We start from the raw sequence: 19,431 nt of genomic DNA on the forward strand, positions 1-19,431 counted from the left end.
ATTCGAGAGCAGAGAACCGTGTCTTTTTGTTTTGAATTGTTCATCCGTGACAGTGAAAGTTGGCGGATGACTACGGCACCAACCTCAAATTCACTGAAAATCCTTGCGGCGACACTTTATCCAGGCTGTTGCTCAGCTTCTGCCAATGCGCTACTCCATTCGTTCTGACGAAACTCACATATCCCAGCCACATGCCTTTGCCTGAGTATAGCGATTGATACATCACCACTTCGTTCTGCACAGTCAAAGGCAGCGATCCGGTCAATTTCGTTTTATCTGATAAGGTTCCGGTTAGGATTACGGTTCCAGAAGGCAGAACTGACAATTGAAAGGTTCCATTCGTATTGCCAAGCTGAGTTACCGCCGTCATCAAGTAATTCGCCTTCTGCGCTACCTTCAACACCTTATCCGCCCACAAATCAGCAGCCCAGGTCGTTCCTTGCTTGATTCTGCCAGATATTCCATTACCTCCACTCAAATCCAGATTCATCATTATTTGTAGCGCCGGATCTTTGCCACGAGCGATTGAATTCGAGAAAACCCCACCCACATCAAACGTTCCCCCTGCTGGATACGCTTTGCCTTGATAGGTGAGTTGACCAGTGAATGTGCCTTTGTCAGTTACGGTTAGTTTCAAAGTTCCGCTATTCGTCCAGTCAGCATTGGATAAATCATTGCTGGGGCTGAAAATACCCACGTAATCACCTTTGCGGGATAGGAATGCGTTGGTGATGAAGTTGGCGGTTAAGGTCAGGTTGGATCGCATAGTGAACTTTAAGATTGGTCCGCTTGTCATGACGATCCCACCGCCATTAATCCAGTTGGAGAGCTGATAGCCCATTCCCGGTGTCGCCGTCATCATATAGCTTTGCCCAAGTTCCAACAGTTTGCCGTTATAGCTGCCTTTGATCGTGCCGATGCCATTGGTCTGAACCGTTAATGTGTCACTCGCAATGTAGAGAAAACTAACGCTGTTGGTTGCGGAATAGTTGCCGGCAGCGTCCAAGGCGTATGCCTTGACCGTATTGGAGCGCGTCGTCAATGTCATTACCGCCGACCAATTAGTCCAGTTATTGACCGAGACAGCGTTGCTCCAGGCACCACCGTTCAATTGCCACAGTGCATTGGCTACTGCAATATGATCCTTGGCTGCTCCTTTGGCAGTTAATACCATATTGCTCACTCGTTGTCCCGTCACCAGATTGGTAATGCTCAGAATCGGTTTGCTTGTGTCCACAAAGTTGGCCTTCAATACCAAATTGCTTTGCATCACGAACTGCAATGTTGCACCGTTAGTTAGTACTGTCAGCGGCGATGAAATACCGCCCATCCAGTTCGCGAAGGCAAACCCCGCTCCCGCTGTCGCTGTCATGGAATAACTCTTCCCGACTTGCATGAGTGTATTGTTGAAGTTCGGTTTCAGAGATCCCAACCCGTTGGTGCTAACCGCTAGTGCTGTGCTTAAAACTCCGATAAAACTTACACTGTTAGTTGCCGAAATGTTACCAGTGGTGTCCATCGCATAGGTTTGGATTGTGTTGGTACCCGCAATCAGGTTTACTGTCGCCGACCAGTTGCTCCAGTTATCGGTAGTCGTCGCCTTTGTCCAAGCTGTGTCGTTCAATGAATACAAAACATTTGACACCGTTACATTGTCACCGGCCTTGCCTGTCACCGTGAATACTCCGTTGCTCCACCGTTGCCCTGACGTCGGCGAGGTGATGTTGTTGGTTGGCTTTTGAATGTCCACAAAGTTGGCCTTCAATACCAAATTACTTTGCATCACGAACTGCAATGTTGCACCGTTAGTTAGTACTGTCAGCGGCGATGAAATACCGCCCATCCAGTTCGCGAAGGCAAACCCCGCTCCCGCTGTCGCTGTCATGGAATAACTCTTCCCGACTTGCATGAGTGTATTGTTGAAGTTCGGTTTCAGAGATCCCAACCCGTTGGTGCTAACCGCTAGTGCTGTGCTTAAAACTCCGATAAAACTTACACTGTTAGTTGCCGAAATGTTACCAGTGGTGTCCATCGCATAGGTTTGGATTGTGTTGGTACCCGCAATCAGGTTTACTGTCGCCGACCAGTTGCTCCAGTTATCGGTAGTCGTCGCCTGATTCCAACCTGATCCATTTATTTGATACCACACATTGGATAATTGGACATTGTCTCTGGCGGTACCCATTACGGTAATTACAGAATTGGGCCATCGCTGACCGGGCAGAGGCAAAACAATGGTATTCGTCGGTATTCTGATATCAATAAAATTGGCTGTTAACGTGCGGTTGGTGTTAAGAACAAAAATATATTCTGGCGTCGTACTAGCCACAGTTCCATTTTCTGTCCAGTTGGTAAATGCATAACCGGCATTAGCAGACGCGGTTACTGCTTGGGAATTACCAGCCGCAAATGTGCCGCCACCGCTAGTCATGCCACCGATACTTGGTGATGCAGAAACACTAATTGAATACGCTAAAGTGTAAGTACCGAGAAATGCATTGGTAATGTTTTGACTAACGCTAACAGTTTGACTTGCCGGAGCAAGCCACCCGACAATGTTCTTGAATGTCACGGTGTGATTGCCAGCGGAAAGATGGTTCACCACAGCCTCGTTGGTTTGGAAAATCCTGCCATCTACTTGCCATTGCGCGCCATTGGTCACCGCCTCTGCGGGATTTAGCTTCAGTGCCAAAGAGCCGTTTGGCGTGCCCGTTGGCGGATCGAAAATCTCTGCATGGGTACCAATGGAATCGCCTCCTGTAACTAGCACTTCGCCATTGCGCAGCAAGGTTGCCGTGTGTGCAGTACGTGCATAGACCATCGGGGTGGCTGTCGCCCAAGTTCCAATAATCGGATCGTAAAGTTCTGTGCCTACACCAAAGCCTCCGGCGACAAACACTTTGCCATTAGGCAGCAGCGTTGCGGTGTGGCTGCTGCGAGAGCTACTCATCGAACCTGTCACCGCCCACGTTCCCACAGTGGGATCATATAACTCGGAGCTGGAAAGCTTTGCACTGCCGCTATCCCCTCCCGCAACCAGCACAAGCCCATTGGGCAGTAAAGTTGCCGTATGAAAACCGCGTGCAGCAGTCATTGCAGCGGTCGGTATCCAAGTTTCAGTGGATGGATTATATAGTTCTGCGCTAGAAAGATTGTTGCCAGTGGAGGGAGTGTAATAGACACCACCTGCAACCAGCACAAGCCCATTAGGCAGTAAAGTTGCAGTATGACCACAGCGTGCAGAGGCCATTGATCCCGTTTTTGACCACGCCGATGCAGCAGGGTCATATAGCTCCGCGCTAGAACGAGTATATACGGCATAAGGGACCACATCCCATGCTCCCCCGGTAACCAGCACCTTGCCGTTAGTCAGCAAGGTTGCGGTGTGGAGCCCGCGTGTGTCGTTCATTGGGCTGACTAATGCCCATGAGTTGACAATTGGGTCATATAGCTCTGTTCTGGAAATATATACTGGGTTAACCCTCCAGGTTTCACCTCCTGCGACAAGCACCTTCCCATTGGGCAGAACCGTCCCTGAATGGAATTCGCTGGGCGTATTTAAAGGGCCGGTCGCCGTCCATGTCCCACTCGACGAATCATACAGCTCTGTGTTAGAAGCACTTGAATTGCCGCCAGCGACAAGCACATGACCATCTGTCAGCAGGTTGGCTGTATGAAAACTGTGTGAGGCAATCATCGGCCCAACCGTCGTCCAATAACCATCAGGCGCATCGTATAGTTCAGCGCTAGAAAGGGTTGAGCAATAAGAACCAGCGTCCGGACAAATGACACCGCCGCCTGCAAGCAGCAGTTTTCCATCAGGCAGCAAGGTCGCCGTTTGTCCTCCACGCATAGTCGTTAATGGGCTAATAGTCGTCCAAACTCCACTTGGTGGATCGTAAACCTCAGCACTGGAATATGTCACCGTTGCTGCGTTGCCCCTGCGTGACCATCCGCCCGTCACAAGCACCTGTCCGTTAGGCAAAAGGGTCATCGAGTGTCCAGATCGTGGGTTTTGCATACTTGCTACCGGCGACCATACCGGTGACCATGTTCCTGTGGCGGGATCGTATATTTCACAACTAGCCAATTCCGATGCAGACCCACTGCCTCCTGCTACCAGTACTTGGCCGTTGGGAAATAGGATTGCCGCATGACCAGAGCGATTATTATTAAGCGAACCAGTTGTTGTCCATGTCCCAGAAACCGGATCATACAGCTCTGAAATACGTCCAGCTCCCCCTGCAACTAATACCTTTCCGTTAGGTAGCAAGGTGCTTGTGAATGATGTATGTTTGGTACGCATGATCCAAGCAGTCGGAGTCCACATATCACTCAATGGATCATATATCTCAGATGTGGAATGAAGAACATTGGGGCCACGCCACCAATTGGTTGAAGTGCCGCCTACAATCAGCACTTGCCCATTCGTCAGCAGAGTAGCTGTAAGGCTATTTCCACATGCATAATTCATTGGTCTGGTTGAAGCCCAGGTATCCGCCGCAGGATCGTAAAGCGCCGCACCGTCCCCTGCAGCACTTCCCCCCACGACTAAAACCTTACCATTGCGCATCATCACCGCCGCACCGCTACGCGAGGCGACCATGGAGCCTGTAGCGGTCCAGATCCCTGATTCGGGATCGTATATTTCAGCGTTCGCACCCGTGGTATTTCCCCCAACAATTAAAGTCTTTCCGTTGGGTAAAAGAGTGGCAGTATGATTTACGCGCGCTGTAGTCATCGCGCTAGGGACAGAGGTGGCCTTTACTGGTTGAATGACCAGTAAAATAGAAAATAATGAAACCATCACCAACGTCCGAATGAATGAAGTAATAGTTCGCGGTTGAGTTTTCATAGCTGTCATAATCTCGCCAAAGACCTCACTTCGTCCTTAAGTTCAGACTTGTATTTACTACCTGGTTTCCACCGACGCGCGACTTCTGCGAGCGCCAGTTTCAATGCTTTCATGGCGATTCGTGGGCAGTTCTTGGTTTGCTCGCACTGCTGGGCCACCCAAGCCAGAATGAGAAGAGCAGGTGCACTGGGTAACCATCTAAAACGTGAACCACGTGCGTTGGGGTATTCCCTTTGCAGCCTAGGAGCATTAAACTCTGGGTCTAGGCAAACATCTTTGAAGAAGAGAACGTTGTGCCGCTTCAAAGAAGGTGGTAATGAGACCAGCAACTTTTTTGTACTCGTGACGATTTTCAAGTTAACTTTCTGATTGGGGCAAGCACTTAACAATATTAATTTAGTAGCTTCCGCGATGTAGAAGCAAAAGCCAAATGACCATACCCCATTTTTCCATTGCTGCTGCAGAGCTATCATCGACTCGGGCCGTTTAAACTCGGGCCGTAACAGTTTGGTCATGCGCTGAGGATCGGATAGAAATGTTTCACGAATGGCGTTAAGAATCTCAGATTCGTTCCAGCCTTCGAAAATTTTGCTGTCCCCAAAGATTTTTACACATTCCGATTTATTCATTGGGAACCTCGGCGTTTCGGCGTTCATATTAACAGGTGAATTGCTAGAATTTCGTTTTCTGCCGCACTATTTGCATTTACTTGGGAATGGCTATCCGAGAAGCTAAGCGCAAAGGCCATACCACTCAAAGGCAGAATCAGAAGAAATCTTTCCGTTGGGTATCAGATTGGCAGTATGATTTGCGCGCGCTTTAGTCATCGCCCAAGTTGGGACGGAGGTGGCCTTTACCAGTTGGATAAGACAAAGAACAAGTAGCAACTGGACCGACGCCAGCGCTCGCGCGGCAGAGGTACGATTTTCGGGATGCACTTTCATAAGGGCTCGTGATGAAGATCGCCACTCCGATGTATCAAAATTCCGGCTTTATAGCATTTCTCGATTATGAGTTTCCGCGTCTGCGGGCTGCACTCGTCCTCCGCCACAACCCACGCCCCGAGCTTGTAGCCATACCCATTTTTATCTTGCTTTGGACTTGTAAATAACTCTAGTTTCAGGGCGTCGTACTCTTCGGTCTCCCGGTTGCTCCTTTTCTTGACCTCTACAACAAGCAGATTACTTTCATCGTTTCGCCGCTCATGCACGACGATGTCTGGCGCAACTGAGAAGACGTAAAATCCGTCGTCGTCTGCCTCCAGATTCCTGCGCCTCGCCGCCTTTACGATTACCCTAATCCTCTCTTCGGCATCCGCTGCCAGCAACTTCTTTTCCCCAACGTGCCGATTGTATTCGCAGTCCACGACAATTTGGTTGGCTCCCCCCAAGCACAACCTCCGTAGTTCGCATTCGATGTAAACCGCCAAGCGATGGGCTATTGCACGCTCACTGGCTCCAGCCCAATCAGGTGAATGTTCCAGCGTGTCTTCGCTACGGGGACAAAGCAGAGTGCATGGCTCTCCACTTTGGTTGAAGCGGTCAATGCCTTTTCTAAGGCATTGCCAGACGAGGTCTTCCACCCTGGCAGAGGTAGATCCAAGATGTTGACTATCATCCTTATTGCTCATATGTGATGAACCTACGCCCATACCGGCTGGGGAATCAAGCGTAATTGTTTATCGGGAAAGTCAGCAGCCGATCTGCGCCAAACTGACACTTCTCCTTGCATCCGGGCGGGGGCTGATTAAGCTGTTTCCCATGCGAATTTTATCAGGCATACAACCGTCGGGCACGCTGCATCTCGGGAATTATTTCGGGATGATGATGCCGGCCATGGAATTGCAGTCCAAGGGCCAGGCCTATTATTTTATCGCCAATTACCATTCCATGACCTCGCTGTTTGATGCCGAACAGCGCCGCAAAAACACCCTCGAAGTGGCCGTTGACTTTCTGGCGTGCGGTCTGGACCCCAAGCAGGCCACGTTCTTCCGGCAATCCGATGTGCCTGAAGTGTGCGAATTGACCTGGCTGCTCACCACCATCACCCCCATGGGTTTGCTGGAGCGCTGCCACAGTTACAAGGACAAGCTGGCCAAAGGCATTTCGTTCAACCACGGTTTGTTTGCCTACCCGGTGCTCATGGCCGCCGACATCCTGATTTACGATTCCAACATCGTGCCGGTGGGGCGCGACCAAAAACAACACCTGGAAGTCGCCCGCGACATCGCCGGCAAGTTCAACGAACAATATGGCCAGACCTTTGTCATCCCGGAGCCCATGATCCGCGAGGAGGTCGCGGAAGTGCCCGGCGTGGATGGCCAAAAGATGAGCAAGAGCTACGGCAATGCCATCGAAATCTTTGGTGACGAAAAAGTCCTGCGTAAAAAAATTATGAGCCTGGTAATGGACAGCCGTTCGCCGCAGGAACCGAAGCCGGACGCGGAAAAGAACCTGGCGATCAAGCTGCTCAAGCTGGTGGCTCCCCCTGCCGTGGCGCAGGATTTTGAAGACCGTCTGCGGGCGGGCGGGCTGGGTTATGGGGATTTGAAAAAGGCGCTGTTCGAGCATTATTGGAATTGCTTTGCCGCCGCACGCACTCGCCGGGCGGAATTGGTGGCCAACCTGGATTACGTCGAACAGGTTTTACGAGACGGCGCGCAACGCGCCCGGACGGAAGCCGTGAAAGTGCTCGACCGCGCCCGCCGCGCGTCCGGAGTATCAGCCTAGCAGTTCTTTATGAAAACGGGGCCTGTTGTGAATCGTGCCGGGGGCCTGCATCCGGGCCTCGGATGGACTTTGGCCACCGCTGTGGTGCTGGGCTTGCTGATCTGGTTGTTACCCCGGCAGAAAACACCCGGCGGCATGACTGGCGAGCAACCGGCGCTGGTGGTTTATTGCGCGGCGGGCATCCAGTCACCGGTGCAGGAAGTGGCGCGGGAATTCGAGAAACTGTATGGCGTCAAAATCCAACTGCAATACGGCGGCTCGGGAACGTTGCTTGCCAATTTGAAGGTGTCCAAGATCGGCGACCTGTTCATCCCCGGTGACGAGAGTTACATCACCCTGGGAAAACAGCAGGGCTTGCTGGCGGAAGTTCTGCCGCTTGCGCACCAGGTGCCGGTGATCATCGTGCGCCGGGGCAATCCTGCAAAGATTCAAACGGTCAAGGATTTGCTGCGGACCGGCATCAAGGTATCACTGGCCAATCCGGAAGCCGCTTCGATTGGAACGATTGTCAAGCGGGTATTAAGCGCCTCGGGCGACTGGGCCGCCTTGGAAGCCCAGACCCGGAAGTCGGGCGTATTCAAACCCACCGTCAACGATGTGGCCAACGACGTAAAGCTGGGGGCGGTGGATGCCGGCGTGGTCTGGGATGCCACTGCCCAACAGTATCCCGCATTAGAGATGGTGCGGGTGCCGGAATTTGCCCAAGCCGGTCAAACCATCAGTGTGGCCGTCTTGAACAGCACCCGGCAGTCGGCCTTGGCGTTGCGCTTCGCGCGCTACCTGGGGGCGCGCGACAAAGGCCTCAAGGCTTTCACCCGCTGGCATTACAGCGTGGCGGAAGGTGATGCGTGGGCGGAGATCCCCCAAATCACACTGTTCAGCGGTGCAATGCTGCGACCCGGCGTCGAGCAAACCCTCAAAGATTTTGAGCAGCGCGAGGGCGTGCGCATCAACACCATTTACAACGGCTGCGGCATCCTGACCTCCCAGATGCGCGCTGGGCAGCGCCCCGACGCCTATTTTGCGTGCGACACTTCTTTCATGAAATCCGTGCAGGACCTGTACCACGACAGCGTGACCATTTCAGAAAATGAAATCCTCATCATCGTGCCCAAGGGAAACCCGCAAAAAATTCAGACGGTGGAGGATCTGACCAAACCCGGCTTGCGCCTGGGCCTGGCGCATCCGGAGAAATCCGCCATGGGCGCGCTGACGAAAAACATGCTGGTGGCGATGGGACGCTACGAAGCGGTATGCCGGAACCTGAAGTTGGATTCGCCGACCGGCGACTTCCTGATCAACCAACTACGCACCGGCTCGCTGGATGCCATCATCGCCTGCCGCAGCAACGCGCAGAATGTGCGTGAACATGTGGAGGTCATCCGCATTGACCATCCGTTGGCCACGGCGGTACAGCCCTACGGCGTGGCCAAATCCACCCAATACCAGCAACTCATGACCCGGCTCTTGGAGATGATTGAAAGCCCCGCCTCGAGCAACCGTTTTACCGGTGCCGGTTTCTATTGGCGTTTTCAAGCCCGGACCAATTAAATCCGAACTTTGGATCAAACCGCCTTGCGGGCAATGCTGTTACGCTGTGCCCAGGCGGGATCGGCGTTCGGATAATCCAAATTGTGATGCAGCCCGCGGCTTTCGGGGCGTTGCAGGGCGCAACGCACCACCAATTCCGCCACCGTGGCAATGTTGCGCAATTCCAACAAGTCGCTGGTGATGCGAAAATCCCAGTAGTACTCCTGGATTTCCGATTGCAGCAAATCAATGCGGGCCTTGGCGCGTTGCAGGCGTTTGTTGGTGCGCACAATCCCCACATAATCCCACATTACCCGGCGCAGTTCGTCCCAGTTGTGCGACACCACCACAAATTCATCCGCATTGGTGGCGTTACCATAATGCCAGTCGGGAATCTTCACCTCGGTGAGCGGCAACGGATTGGCCACAGACTTCAGGGCCGCTCGGTGGGCGCAAACCACGGCTTCCAACAGCGAATTACTGGCGAGCCGGTTGGCACCATGCAGTCCGGTGCAGGCCACTTCGCCAATCCCATACAGCCCGGCGATTTCCGTTTCGCCGTCCAGGTTGGTCACCACGCCACCGCATTGGTAATGGGCCGCCGGGACCACCGGGATGTATTCCTTCGTGATATCAATGCCGTATTGCAGGCAGCTCTGGTAAATGTTGGGAAAACGGTTCATCAGGAACCGCGCAGATTTGTGCGTGATGTCCAACCAGACGTGTTCTGCGCCGGTGCGCTTCATCTCGCTGTCAATGGCGCGGGCCACAATGTCGCGCGGGGCGAGCGACTTCAACGGATGGACGTGGTCCATGAATTCGTTGCCCTCCAAGTTTTTGAGCACTCCGCCCTCCCCGCGGACCGCCTCGCTGACGAGGAATGATTTCGCTTTGGGATGAAACAGGCAGGTGGGATGAAACTGGACAAACTCCATGTTGGCGATGGACGCTCCCGCCCGGAACGCCATGGCCACGCCATCGCCCGTGGCGATATCAGGATTGGTGGTGTACAGATACACCTTGCCGCAACCGCCGGTGGCCAGTACCACGGTGTTGGCCGCAAAGGTGATGACCTCCCCGGATTCCTTGCTGAGCACATACGCCCCGAGGCAGCGGTTGGTCCCCACATAACCCAGCTTTTGCGTGGTGATCAGGTCCACGCCAAAATGATTCTCGAATATCTCGATGCGCGGTTCGCGGGCACAGGCTTGGAGCAACGCTTGTTCAATTTCCCGTCCGGTCATGTCCTTGGCATGCAGGATGCGGCGGTGCGAATGCCCCCCTTCCATGCCCAAATCCAGCTCTTTTTTGCCGGCGGCGTTTGGGGAGGTTTTTTCGGAGAACTGAATGCCATACTCAATCAGTTCGGCGATGCGCGCCGGGCCCTCGGAAATGATGGCGCGTACCGCCGGTTCGTTGCACAGGCCCGCGCCTGCCGTCAGGGTATCCTGGATATGGCTGTCCAGCGAATCATCCTTGGCCATCACGGCAGCGATGCCCCCTTGGGCGTAGTTGGAATTGGATTCGGCGCTGTTCTTTTTGGTCACCACAGCCACCCGTCCGTGTTTGGACGCCTTGAGCGCGTAAAACAGCCCCGCAATGCCGCTGCCCAGTACCAGGAAATCGTATGATTTCATAGGAGTGCGTTATCAATCAAACGGGTTTTGCCAATGAATACCGCCATCGCCATGTGCGTGCCATGCCGCACCTGCGCGGCCGGTTGCAAGGTTTCCGGATCAAAAAAATGGATGTAATCCACGCGGGCATCCGGGCGGGTTTCAATTTCGGCGCGCAACGTCTGGCGCAAGGCATCTGCCGATAACGGACGCGCGGCGGTCAGCACCGCCTTTTGCGCCGCCTGGATGGTCAGCCACAGGCACATCGCTTGCGGGCGCTGGGTAGGCGTCAGGTATTTGTTGCGTGAACTCATGGCCAGCCCATCGTTCTCGCGGCGCGTATGAGCAACCTCGATTTTCACCGGGAAATTCAAATTCTCCGTCATGCGCTGAAGGATGGCGGCCTGCTGATAATCCTTGGCACCAAACACCGCCACGTCCGGCAGCACCAGATTAAACAACTTGGCCACCACCGTGGTCACGCCGCGAAAGTGTGCGGGGCGGGACTCGCCTTCCATGAACTGCGAAAGATTTTCCTCCACCACGTAGGTGCTGTAACGGCCTTCGGCTTTACCAGGGTACATGTCTGCGTCGTGCGGCGTGAACAGCACATTCACCCCTGCCGCCCGGCATTGCCGGGTGTCCCCGGCCAGGTCGCGCGGATACTTGGCCAAGTCCTCATGCGGTGCGAATTGGGTGGGATTGACATAGAGACTAAGCACCACCACGCCCTGTTTGCCGACCAATTTCCGGGCGCGCTGTACGAGGCTGAGATGCCCCTCATGCAGGTAACCCATGGTGGGTACCAACCCCACCTTTTTACCCTGCCGACGCCATTTTAACGCCAGCAACTGCATTTTTTTCACTGATGGAATGACTTGCATGACTTTGTCTCTACCGCAAACCTAAAACAAATGCACGCTGGAAAAACAAAAATCGGGAAACGAGTTTTCCAGTTGACACGCGGCGACAATTTCCTAGAATGCCCCCCGTAAGTACGCATAAACCATTAACATGCGGCCACCGGGCCGTTGTTCGCGATGTCATTATGACTGAACGACTTCGATGCGCAGTAATTGGCACAGGGGCCATTGGCCTCGACCATTTAAACAGTTTGCTTCATTGTCCACGCGCCACGGCGGTGGCCATCTGTGAAATCCATCCACAGCGCGCGCGGGAAGCCGCTGAACGTTATAAAATCGCCCGTAGTTACTCGGATTATCGCGAGTTGCTCGACCAGCCGGATATTGACGCGGTGATTGTGGCCGTGCCGAATCACTTGCACGCCAAAGTGGCGGTGGATGCCTTGAAGGCGCGCAAGCACGTGCTGCTCGAAAAGCCCATGGCCACCAACGCCAAGGACGCCGCCAAAATCGTGGAGACTGCCCAAGCCATGAAACAGGTGTTGATGGTGGCGCAGAATCTTCGGTTCCATCGCCATACCCAGGTGGCCCGTAGCTTCTTGCAACGCGGCGACTTGGGCCAGATTTACCACGCCCGCGCCTTCTGGCTGCGGCGCAACGGCATCCCTCGTATTGGCTCCTGGTTCACCCAGAAAAAGTTTTCCGGTGGCGGCTGCACCTATGATATCGGTGTCCACATGCTGGATTTATGCCTGCATTTACTGGGTGAATTTGAGGTGACCCGGGTGACCGGCTACCTGGCGGCAAAATTCGGGCCTCGCGGGCTGGCCGAGACAGATTGGGGGCGGAGCGAAATTGATCCTTTGAAACCTTTTGATGTGGAAGACTTTAGCACTGCTCTGCTTCAGCTCAAGAGTGGCCGCACGGTGGCCCTCGAGGCATCCTGGGCCGGGATGCATGCGCCTGACGCGCGTGAACAAGGCGTGGACCTGTTGGGAACAACCGGCGGGTTGAGCCTGTTTCCGGCCCGGCTGTACCGGCAGGGTGCCAACGGCACCGAGGCTACCTGGTTGCACACTCCCAAGGTATCCTGCCCGGAAGACCGGGTGCATCATTTCGTCCAGTGTGTGTTGGAAGGCAAAAAGCTGCTCGTTCCCCCCGAGGAATCCTTGAAAGTTCAGCAGATTCTCGATGCGATTTACACCTCTGCTGCAACCGGCAAGGAAGTGACCTTAAAATGTTAACCCTCAATTCCCGCCAGTCGGCCCCACCGTGTGCTGTTCGGCAATCCGAATTCCGAATTCCGAATTCCGAAATCAGGTGTTCCGCATTCTCTGCTTTCCGTCTCCTTACCTCGACGGCTACTTGGGGCTTGCTGGCCCTCACTTGCGGTTTGTTGGTCCACTCACTCCAAGCCCAATCGGCGGTGGAGGCAGGCGCTCTCGCGAAGGAGATTTTGAAGGCCACTGGTGTCAAAGGCGGCTTAATTGTGCATTTGGGCATTGGCGATGGCCAATTAACCGGCGCGCTGCGCGTCGGCGAGCAATACCAGGTGCAGGGATTGGACCGCAGTTGGCCAAAGGTGGAGGCGGCGCGCGCCAATCTTAAAAAGCTGGACGTGTATGGCCCGGTTTCCGTGGACCGCTTGCAAGGTGGGGTGCTGCCTTACATTGATAACCTGATCAACCTCGTTGTGGTTGAGGACCTGAGCGGGATTTCCATGCCGGAAATCATGCGGGTGCTTTGCCCAAACGGGGTGGCTTATGTCAAACAGGGCGGTGCTTGGCAAAAAACCGTGAAATCCCGTCCGCCGGAAATGGACGAGTGGACCCATTACTACTATGACGCTCGTGGTAATCCGGCATCCAAAGATCTGGTCGTGGCTCCTCCGGAACGCCTCCAGTGGGTGGGTAGCCCCCGTTGGTCACGGCATCACGACCGCATGTCCAGCTTGAGCGCGCAGGTATCGGCAGGCGGGCGCTTGTTCTATATCATGGATGAAGGGTCGCGCATTTCGATTCTGCTGCCCTCGAAATGGTTTCTCACGGCACGTGATGCCTTCAATGGCACCATCCTTTGGAAACGGCCCATTGCCGAATGGCAAACCCATCTTTGGCCGCTAAAGTCAGGCCCCACGCAACTGGCCCGTCGCCTCGTCGCCATGGGGCAGCATGTCTATGCCACGTTATCCATCAATGACCCGGTGAGTTGCCTGGATGCCGCCACCGGTGAGACCGTGCGCGAGTATGCCAATACGGCGGGCGCCGAGGAAATCGTCATGGTCAACGGGGTGCTGTATGTGCTGGTGAACCCGGAACTGTGGGTGCTGCATGACTTTGCCCCGAAGCAAAACACGGGCGACCAAAAGCGCGTGGAAACCGAGTTCAATTGGGATGAGAAAAAGCGGTTGCTGGTGGCGGTGGAAGCGGCGACTGGGAAATTGCTATGGAAACAGGAAGCCAAAGTGGCACCGCTCACCCTGGCTGCCGATGGCCAACGGGTGGTGTATCATAATGGCGAAAGCATCGTGTCCCTTGATCCCGCCAGCGGGAAACAACAATGGAAGAGTACGCCGATGGGAAAACGCCGGTTGTTTGAATTTAATTACGGCCCGCGGGTGGTGCTGCACGGCGAGGTCGTGCTCTACGCCGGCGGGGATGGCGCGATGAAAGGCGTGGCCGCCGCGAGCGGTAAGGAACTCTGGTCCGCCCCCCATCAAAAATCCGGTTATCGCTCGCCGGAAGACCTGATTATCACTGGTGGCTTGGTGTGGAACGCCCCCACCACTTCTGGAACCATGTCGGGCGCATTCTCTGGACGCGATCCGCTTACCGGTGAGGTCAAAGTCGAATTTCCCCCCGACGTGGACACGTACTGGTTTCATCATCGTTGTTACATCGCCAAGGCCACGGAACGCTTCATCCTGCCCTCGCGTACTGGCATTGAATTTGTGGATATCAATAAAAAGAGCTGGGAAATCAACCACTGGGTGCGTGGTGCCTGCCTCTACGGGGTCATGCCGTGCAACGGCTTGGTTTATGCCGGTCCGCATAACTGCGCGTGTTACCCCGAGGCGAAGCTGGATGGCATGAATGCCCTGGCCCCCGGCACGATGTCCGCTCATCCCAAACCCCGGCCGGATGCGGAACGGTTTGAGCAAGGCCCGGCCTACGGGCAACCCCTCCAGGAACTTGCCGCGCATGTGAATGACTGGCCCACGTACCGTCATGATGCCGCCCGGAGCGGACATACCGATCAGCCCTTATCAGACAACCTTGAGGAATCCTGGAAAGTCGAATTGAGCGGGCGGTTGAGCGCGCCCACCATCGCCGATGGCAAGGTATTTGTGGCGCAAGTGGACCAGCACATGGTGCATGCATTGCGCGCGGATTCCGGCGGGATACAGTGGACTTATATCGCCGGTGGACGCGTGGATTCACCGCCCACGTACTGGCAGGGCCGGGTCTTGTTCGGTTGCATGGATGGCTACGTGTATTGCCTGCGCGCGGACGATGGCGCGTTGATTTGGCGGTTCCATGCCGCCGCCATTGACCGGCGGCACACCGCGTTTGAACAGATTGAAAGTGTCTGGCCGGTGCATGGCAGTGTACTGGTCGAAAATGGCGTCGTCAGTTGCGTCGCCGGACGCTCGGTGTTCCTCGATGGTGGGCTGCGATTTGTCCGTCTGGACGCCGCTACGGGTAAAAAATTGGTGGAAACGGTGTTTAACGAAAAGGATCCGGAGACCGGCCTGAACCTGCAAACACGCGTCAAAACCCTGCAAATGCCCGTCGGTCTGAACGACGTGCTCTCCGGCGATGGACATTACATTTACCTGCGCACGCAGAAAATCAAACCGGACGGCATCCGCGTGGATATTGGCCCGATTTCCGGCAACGCCGCCCAGCAAGGCGGCGCGCAACGGGGCGAGGGCGCGCATATTTTCGCGCCTACCGGCTTCCTGGATGACTCCTGGTTCCACCGCAGTTACTGGGTGTACGGCAAAAGCTTTGCTGGCGGCCACAATGGGTATTACCAAGCCGGCAAATACGCGCCCTCCGGTCAAATCCTGGTGTTCGATGATAAAACTGTGTACGGCTATGGGCGCTTGTCGCAATACTTCAAGTGGACCACCACGATGGAACGCCAGATGTTCGCCGCCAGCAAAGAGGCGCCGGAGGTGCCGATCCAAGCGCTTCCAGTTGGCGGAAATCAGAAGAAGGGCAAAGCAAAAGGTAAAGCTGCGGTGGCTGCCCCCGGGCCCAAGACTCCGCGGATTACGTTTGATGATTCGCCAAAACTGGATCCCGCCAACCAGGCGATTACCGTTGCGGCATGGATCGAGCCTCATGACAAAGATGGCGTTATTGTGTCCCACGGCGGCGGAAATCATGGCTATGCACTGACCTTGCAAGACGCCATCCCTGCCTTCTCCGTGCGCGCTACCAAACAGGAAACCACCGCCACCGCCGCCCGGCCCTTGGGTGATGGCTGGCATCATGTCGCGGGCGTGCTGGGTCTCGATAAATCCGTATGCATCTATGTGGATGGCCAACTGGCGGCCCAAACCAAGGCCCCGAGCCTGATCCCGCAAAAACCCAATCTCGGGCTGTTCCTTGGAGGTACCGGTAACTCGCTCGTCACCAGCCATGGTAACGGTGAACCCTTCACCGGCACGCTGGATCAATTCTTCCTGTACCACCGCGCTTTGGACGCCGGGGAAATCGCTGAACTCATGAACCAGGGCAAGCGCGGCAATAAATCGCAGGGACTGGTCCTGGCGTGTTCGTTCGATACCGGTACCGCGCGCGATGAATCCGGCAACGGCATCCATGGCGTGGCCACCGGCACGGAAACCGCCAAGGGCAAAGTGGGAAGCGCCATGTTGTTTCCCAACCCCACCGAGAACCTCGCCGCCGCCGTCCCAGCCGGAAAAGCTGGCATCACCAATGTCCCCGCCCGCGCCGGTTCATTCGTCAAAAACCAGTGGGAACGCAAAGTCCCCTCGTTTACCCGGGCGATGGCCATGGCCGGCAAAAAAATCTTCATCTCTGGACCGCCCGATACCATTGATGAAGAATACGCCTTCGAGCGCCTCACCAAACATGATAAAGCCGTCAAACAAGACCTCGCTGAACAAGATGCCGCGCTGGATGGCAAACGCGGCGCCTCCCTCTTCGCGCTGGACATGGATAGCGGCAAAATGGGTGAAGGCATTGATATGCAAAGTCCACCGGTTTGGGACGGCATGGCCGTCGCTCGCGGCTGCTTGTTCATGTCCACCCAGGACGGCAAAGTCATTTGCTACGGCAAACCGAAAAATTAATTCATGGTGTTTCGGACATTCGGATTTTCTTTTCACTTTTCTGTCCCCCGGGTTTCAGGTTGAATGCGGTCATGAAATGTTTTGTCACGGGCGGGTCCGGCTTCATCGGCGCGAACCTGGTCCATGAACTCAATGCGCGTGGTCACCAAGTAAAAGCGTTACTGCGGCCTGGAGCGGATTTGCGCGGATTGCAGGGCGCCGACTACGAACGCGTCGAGGGCGATGTGGGCAATCCCGCGTTGCTCGAACAGGCCATGCGTGGCTGCGACTGGTGCTTTCATGTGGCCGCCAGTTACCATCTTTGGCTGAAGGAGTACGCCCCCATGTACGCCGCCAACGTGGACGGCACACGCCATGTGCTGGAAGCGGCGGCGCGCGCGGGCTGTGCGCGAATCGTTTATACGAGCACGGTGGGTTGCATCGGCCTGCCACGGGAGGTGGATGGCAAAGTCATCCCCACGGATGAAAACACACCCGTCAGCGAGGCCCAGATGCGCAATCATTACAAGCTTTCCAAATGGCGGGCGGAAGTCGTCGCGCGCGATCTGGCGGGACGCGGCTTGCCCATCGTGATTGTGAATCCCAGCGCCCCCGTCGGCCCGCGCGACGTCAAACCCACGCCCACCGGCCAGGTGATTGTGGATTTTCTGCGCCGCAAAATGCCGGCGTATCTGGACACCGGATTGAACTGGGTACATGTGCGGGATGTGGCCATCGGGCATCTTCTCGCCGCCGAGAAAGGCCGGGTGGGCGAGCGTTATATTCTGGGGCACACCGAAGGAAACTGGACCATGAAAGAAGCGTTTAAGGTGCTCCAGGAGGTCACCGGTGTGCCCGCGCCAAAAGTGCAAATCCCGTACTGGGTGGCGCTGATGGCGGCGCATGTGGACGAAACTTTCGCCAAGGTCACTGGCAAACCGCCCAAAGCGCCGCTGGCCGGCGTGCGCATGGCCAAATACAAAATGTTCTTCAATCCAGCCAAGGCGGTGCGCGAACTGGGCTTGCCGCAAACCCCGCCCCGGCAGGCGCTGGCCGATGCCGTCGCGTGGTTCAAGGCCAACGGCTACGCCTGATTTTTCAGGGCACGCTCCCGCTCTTCCGCAAGTTTGGAGTACCGGCTTCAGCCGGCGGCACATACGTATTCCAATGCACTTTTGAAATACTCAACACGCTTCAGAATCTCATAGCCGCACCGCCTGAAGGCGGGACTCCCAACTCCAGCTTTACGCATTTTTCCGTTAATCTGTACTACAATTTGAGGGCCTGCTCCCGCTCGATCACGGTGGGGTGCGAATAATAGAAGGCGCTATACAGCGGATGCGGCGTCAGGTTGCTCAGGTTCTTCTCGCTCAACCGGCGTAATGCGCCAACCAGAGGTGCGGCCTCACCCACCGCTTCCCGGGCGTAAGCATCCGCCTGATATTCGTATCGGCGCGACCAGAAATTCGAGAGCGGCCCGAACCAGAACGTGACCAAACCACTAACCAAACCAAAGAGCAGCAGCGCGAGCGCCACGTGGGGTTGATTGTGCCCGAACCATTCGTAAAACCACTCCTGCCGGGCTAGCCAGGCCAGCGCATAAAAACCCACGAGTGACGCCAGCGCGGAGAATGCCAACATCTTGGGGATATGCCCTTTCTTGTAATGCCCGATCTCGTGAGCCAACACCGCCTCGAGTTCCGGTTCGGTCAGTTGTTGAACGAGCGTGTCGAATAGCACGATTTTGCGCCAGCGTCCCAGGCTGGTGAAGAAGGCGTTGGAGTGACGCGAACGTTTGCTACCGTCCATCAGGAGGATGTTGCGCGCTGTGAATCCAGTGCGTTCGCCCAAGGCTAACAATCGGTCCCGCAGGGAACCCTCAGGCAAAGGTGTGAGTTTATTGAACAATGGCAGGATGAGGACCGGCGCCAGCACGGACATGACCAGTTGCACCAGCATCAGGCAGGCCCAGGACCAAACCCACCAATAAGCCCCCGTCCACTCCACCAATTTTAATATCAGGAGCAACAGCGGGTAACCGAGCAGCACGGCCAGCACCAGCCCTTTGAGGCGATCCAACCACCAGAGTTTCGGCGTGGTGGTGTTAAAGCCAAACCGGGCTTCGAGCCGGAATTGATGATGCCATTGCAGTGGCAGGCCCGCCAGGGAAAGCACGATCCCCATCGCGAACAAATACGCCGCCATCGCCCCAGCGGAGTTGCCCAGGGTGGCGACGAAGGCGTGGCAGGAAAACGGCAGCCAACCGCTAAACAACACGAGCAGCAGCACCGCCAGATCGTACCCGATTTCAAACTGGGAAAACCGGCTCTGTGCCAGCGTATACGCGATGGATTTCCGGTAGGTGGCATCGTCCATGGTATCGCGGAATGCCGCCGGGATGGCGTTTTCATGTGTACGCGCATGGCGTTGGTTCAACTGTTCGAGCCGGAATTGAACCACCGCGCGCAACAAGAGCAGTATAAGAATGGTCAGCGCAAAAATAGACATATAGAGGATTGGTCTCGGAAATGGA

11 protein-coding genes are annotated in these 19,431 nt (G+C 55.5%); 5 read left to right on the plus strand and 6 right to left on the minus strand.

What is annotated here, in order from left to right; translation table 11 throughout:
* Window positions 1–70 precede the first annotated feature (70 nt).
* From WCO56_04050 to WCO56_04060, 3 genes are all read right to left on the minus strand, one after another.
* Window positions 71–4,855, minus strand: coding sequence for a kelch repeat-containing protein (locus tag WCO56_04050; protein ID MEI7728714.1), 4,785 nt, complete (start codon window positions 4,853–4,855; stop codon window positions 71–73).
* A 5-nt stretch (window positions 4,856–4,860) separates the two neighbouring features.
* Entirely contained in the window at window positions 4,861–5,511 is a 651-nt protein-coding gene (locus tag WCO56_04055) for a hypothetical protein (GenBank protein ID MEI7728715.1), read from the minus strand.
* Between the two features lie 284 nt (window positions 5,512–5,795).
* A complete protein-coding gene (locus WCO56_04060) occupies window positions 5,796–6,221 on the minus strand; it encodes a hypothetical protein (GenBank protein ID MEI7728716.1) in 426 nt (141 codons plus the stop codon).
* A gap of 394 nt (window positions 6,222–6,615) precedes the next feature.
* On the opposite strand from WCO56_04060, the gene trpS reads away from it, so the two are divergent.
* Complete coding sequence (gene trpS / locus WCO56_04065; protein ID MEI7728717.1) at window positions 6,616–7,584, plus strand: tryptophan--tRNA ligase; 969 nt, start codon at window positions 6,616–6,618, stop codon at window positions 7,582–7,584.
* A 27-nt stretch (window positions 7,585–7,611) separates the two neighbouring features.
* The gene (locus WCO56_04070) at window positions 7,612–9,135 is read left to right on the plus strand and encodes a substrate-binding domain-containing protein (GenBank protein MEI7728718.1); all 1,524 of its coding nucleotides are present in this window, start codon (window positions 7,612–7,614) and stop codon (window positions 9,133–9,135) included.
* Window positions 9,136–9,149: 14 nt separating this feature from the next.
* Here WCO56_04070 and nadB read toward each other — a convergent pair whose 3' ends face one another.
* Window positions 9,150–10,751, minus strand: a complete 1,602-nt coding sequence (nadB, locus tag WCO56_04075; GenBank protein ID MEI7728719.1) for an L-aspartate oxidase — start codon at window positions 10,749–10,751, stop codon at window positions 9,150–9,152.
* Entirely contained in the window at window positions 10,748–11,614 is an 867-nt protein-coding gene (gene panC / locus WCO56_04080) for a pantoate--beta-alanine ligase (protein ID MEI7728720.1), read from the minus strand. Before panC ends, nadB begins: the two co-directional genes overlap by 4 nt.
* Before the next feature lie 164 nt (window positions 11,615–11,778).
* Here panC and WCO56_04085 point away from each other — a divergent pair, with 164 nt between their 5' ends.
* The 3 genes from WCO56_04085 (at window position 11,779) to hpnA (ending at window position 17,992) form a co-directional block, all read left to right on the plus strand.
* Window positions 11,779–12,837, plus strand: a complete 1,059-nt coding sequence (locus WCO56_04085) for a Gfo/Idh/MocA family oxidoreductase (protein ID MEI7728721.1) — start codon at window positions 11,779–11,781, stop codon at window positions 12,835–12,837.
* A gap of 128 nt (window positions 12,838–12,965) precedes the next feature.
* Window positions 12,966–16,919, plus strand: a complete 3,954-nt coding sequence (locus WCO56_04090) for a PQQ-binding-like beta-propeller repeat protein (protein ID MEI7728722.1) — start codon at window positions 12,966–12,968, stop codon at window positions 16,917–16,919.
* Window positions 16,920–16,990: 71 nt separating this feature from the next.
* Window positions 16,991–17,992 carry a hopanoid-associated sugar epimerase gene (hpnA, locus tag WCO56_04095; GenBank protein ID MEI7728723.1) on the plus strand — a complete coding sequence of 334 codons (1,002 nt, stop codon included), beginning with the start codon at window positions 16,991–16,993 and terminating at the stop codon, window positions 17,990–17,992.
* A gap of 175 nt (window positions 17,993–18,167) precedes the next feature.
* On the opposite strand, the gene WCO56_04100 is transcribed toward hpnA, so the two are convergent.
* On the minus strand, window positions 18,168–19,406 hold the full coding sequence (locus WCO56_04100) for a M48 family metallopeptidase (protein MEI7728724.1): 1,239 nt from the start codon (window positions 19,404–19,406) through the stop codon (window positions 18,168–18,170).
* Window positions 19,407–19,431: the final 25 nt, after the last annotated feature.

Source organism: Verrucomicrobiota bacterium, from assembly GCA_037139415.1.
Taxonomy (GTDB): Bacteria; Verrucomicrobiota; Verrucomicrobiia; order Limisphaerales; family Fontisphaeraceae; genus JBAXGN01.

What these genes read in the sequence shown, in the direction of transcription:
- WCO56_04050 (MEI7728714.1), bottom strand. Translation starts at nt 4,855, where the DNA reads ATGAAAACTCAACCGCGAACTATTACTTCATTCATTCGGACGTTGGTG.
- WCO56_04055 (MEI7728715.1), bottom strand. Translation starts at nt 5,511, where the DNA reads ATGAACGCCGAAACGCCGAGGTTCCCAATGAATAAATCGGAATGTGTA.
- trpS (MEI7728717.1), top strand. Translation starts at nt 6,616, where the DNA reads ATGCGAATTTTATCAGGCATACAACCGTCGGGCACGCTGCATCTCGGG.
- nadB (MEI7728719.1), bottom strand. Translation starts at nt 10,751, where the DNA reads ATGAAATCATACGATTTCCTGGTACTGGGCAGCGGCATTGCGGGGCTG.
- panC (MEI7728720.1), bottom strand. Translation starts at nt 11,614, where the DNA reads ATGCAAGTCATTCCATCAGTGAAAAAAATGCAGTTGCTGGCGTTAAAA.
- WCO56_04085 (MEI7728721.1), top strand. Translation starts at nt 11,779, where the DNA reads ATGACTGAACGACTTCGATGCGCAGTAATTGGCACAGGGGCCATTGGC.
- hpnA (MEI7728723.1), top strand. Translation starts at nt 16,991, where the DNA reads ATGAAATGTTTTGTCACGGGCGGGTCCGGCTTCATCGGCGCGAACCTG.
- WCO56_04100 (MEI7728724.1), bottom strand. Translation starts at nt 19,406, where the DNA reads ATGTCTATTTTTGCGCTGACCATTCTTATACTGCTCTTGTTGCGCGCG.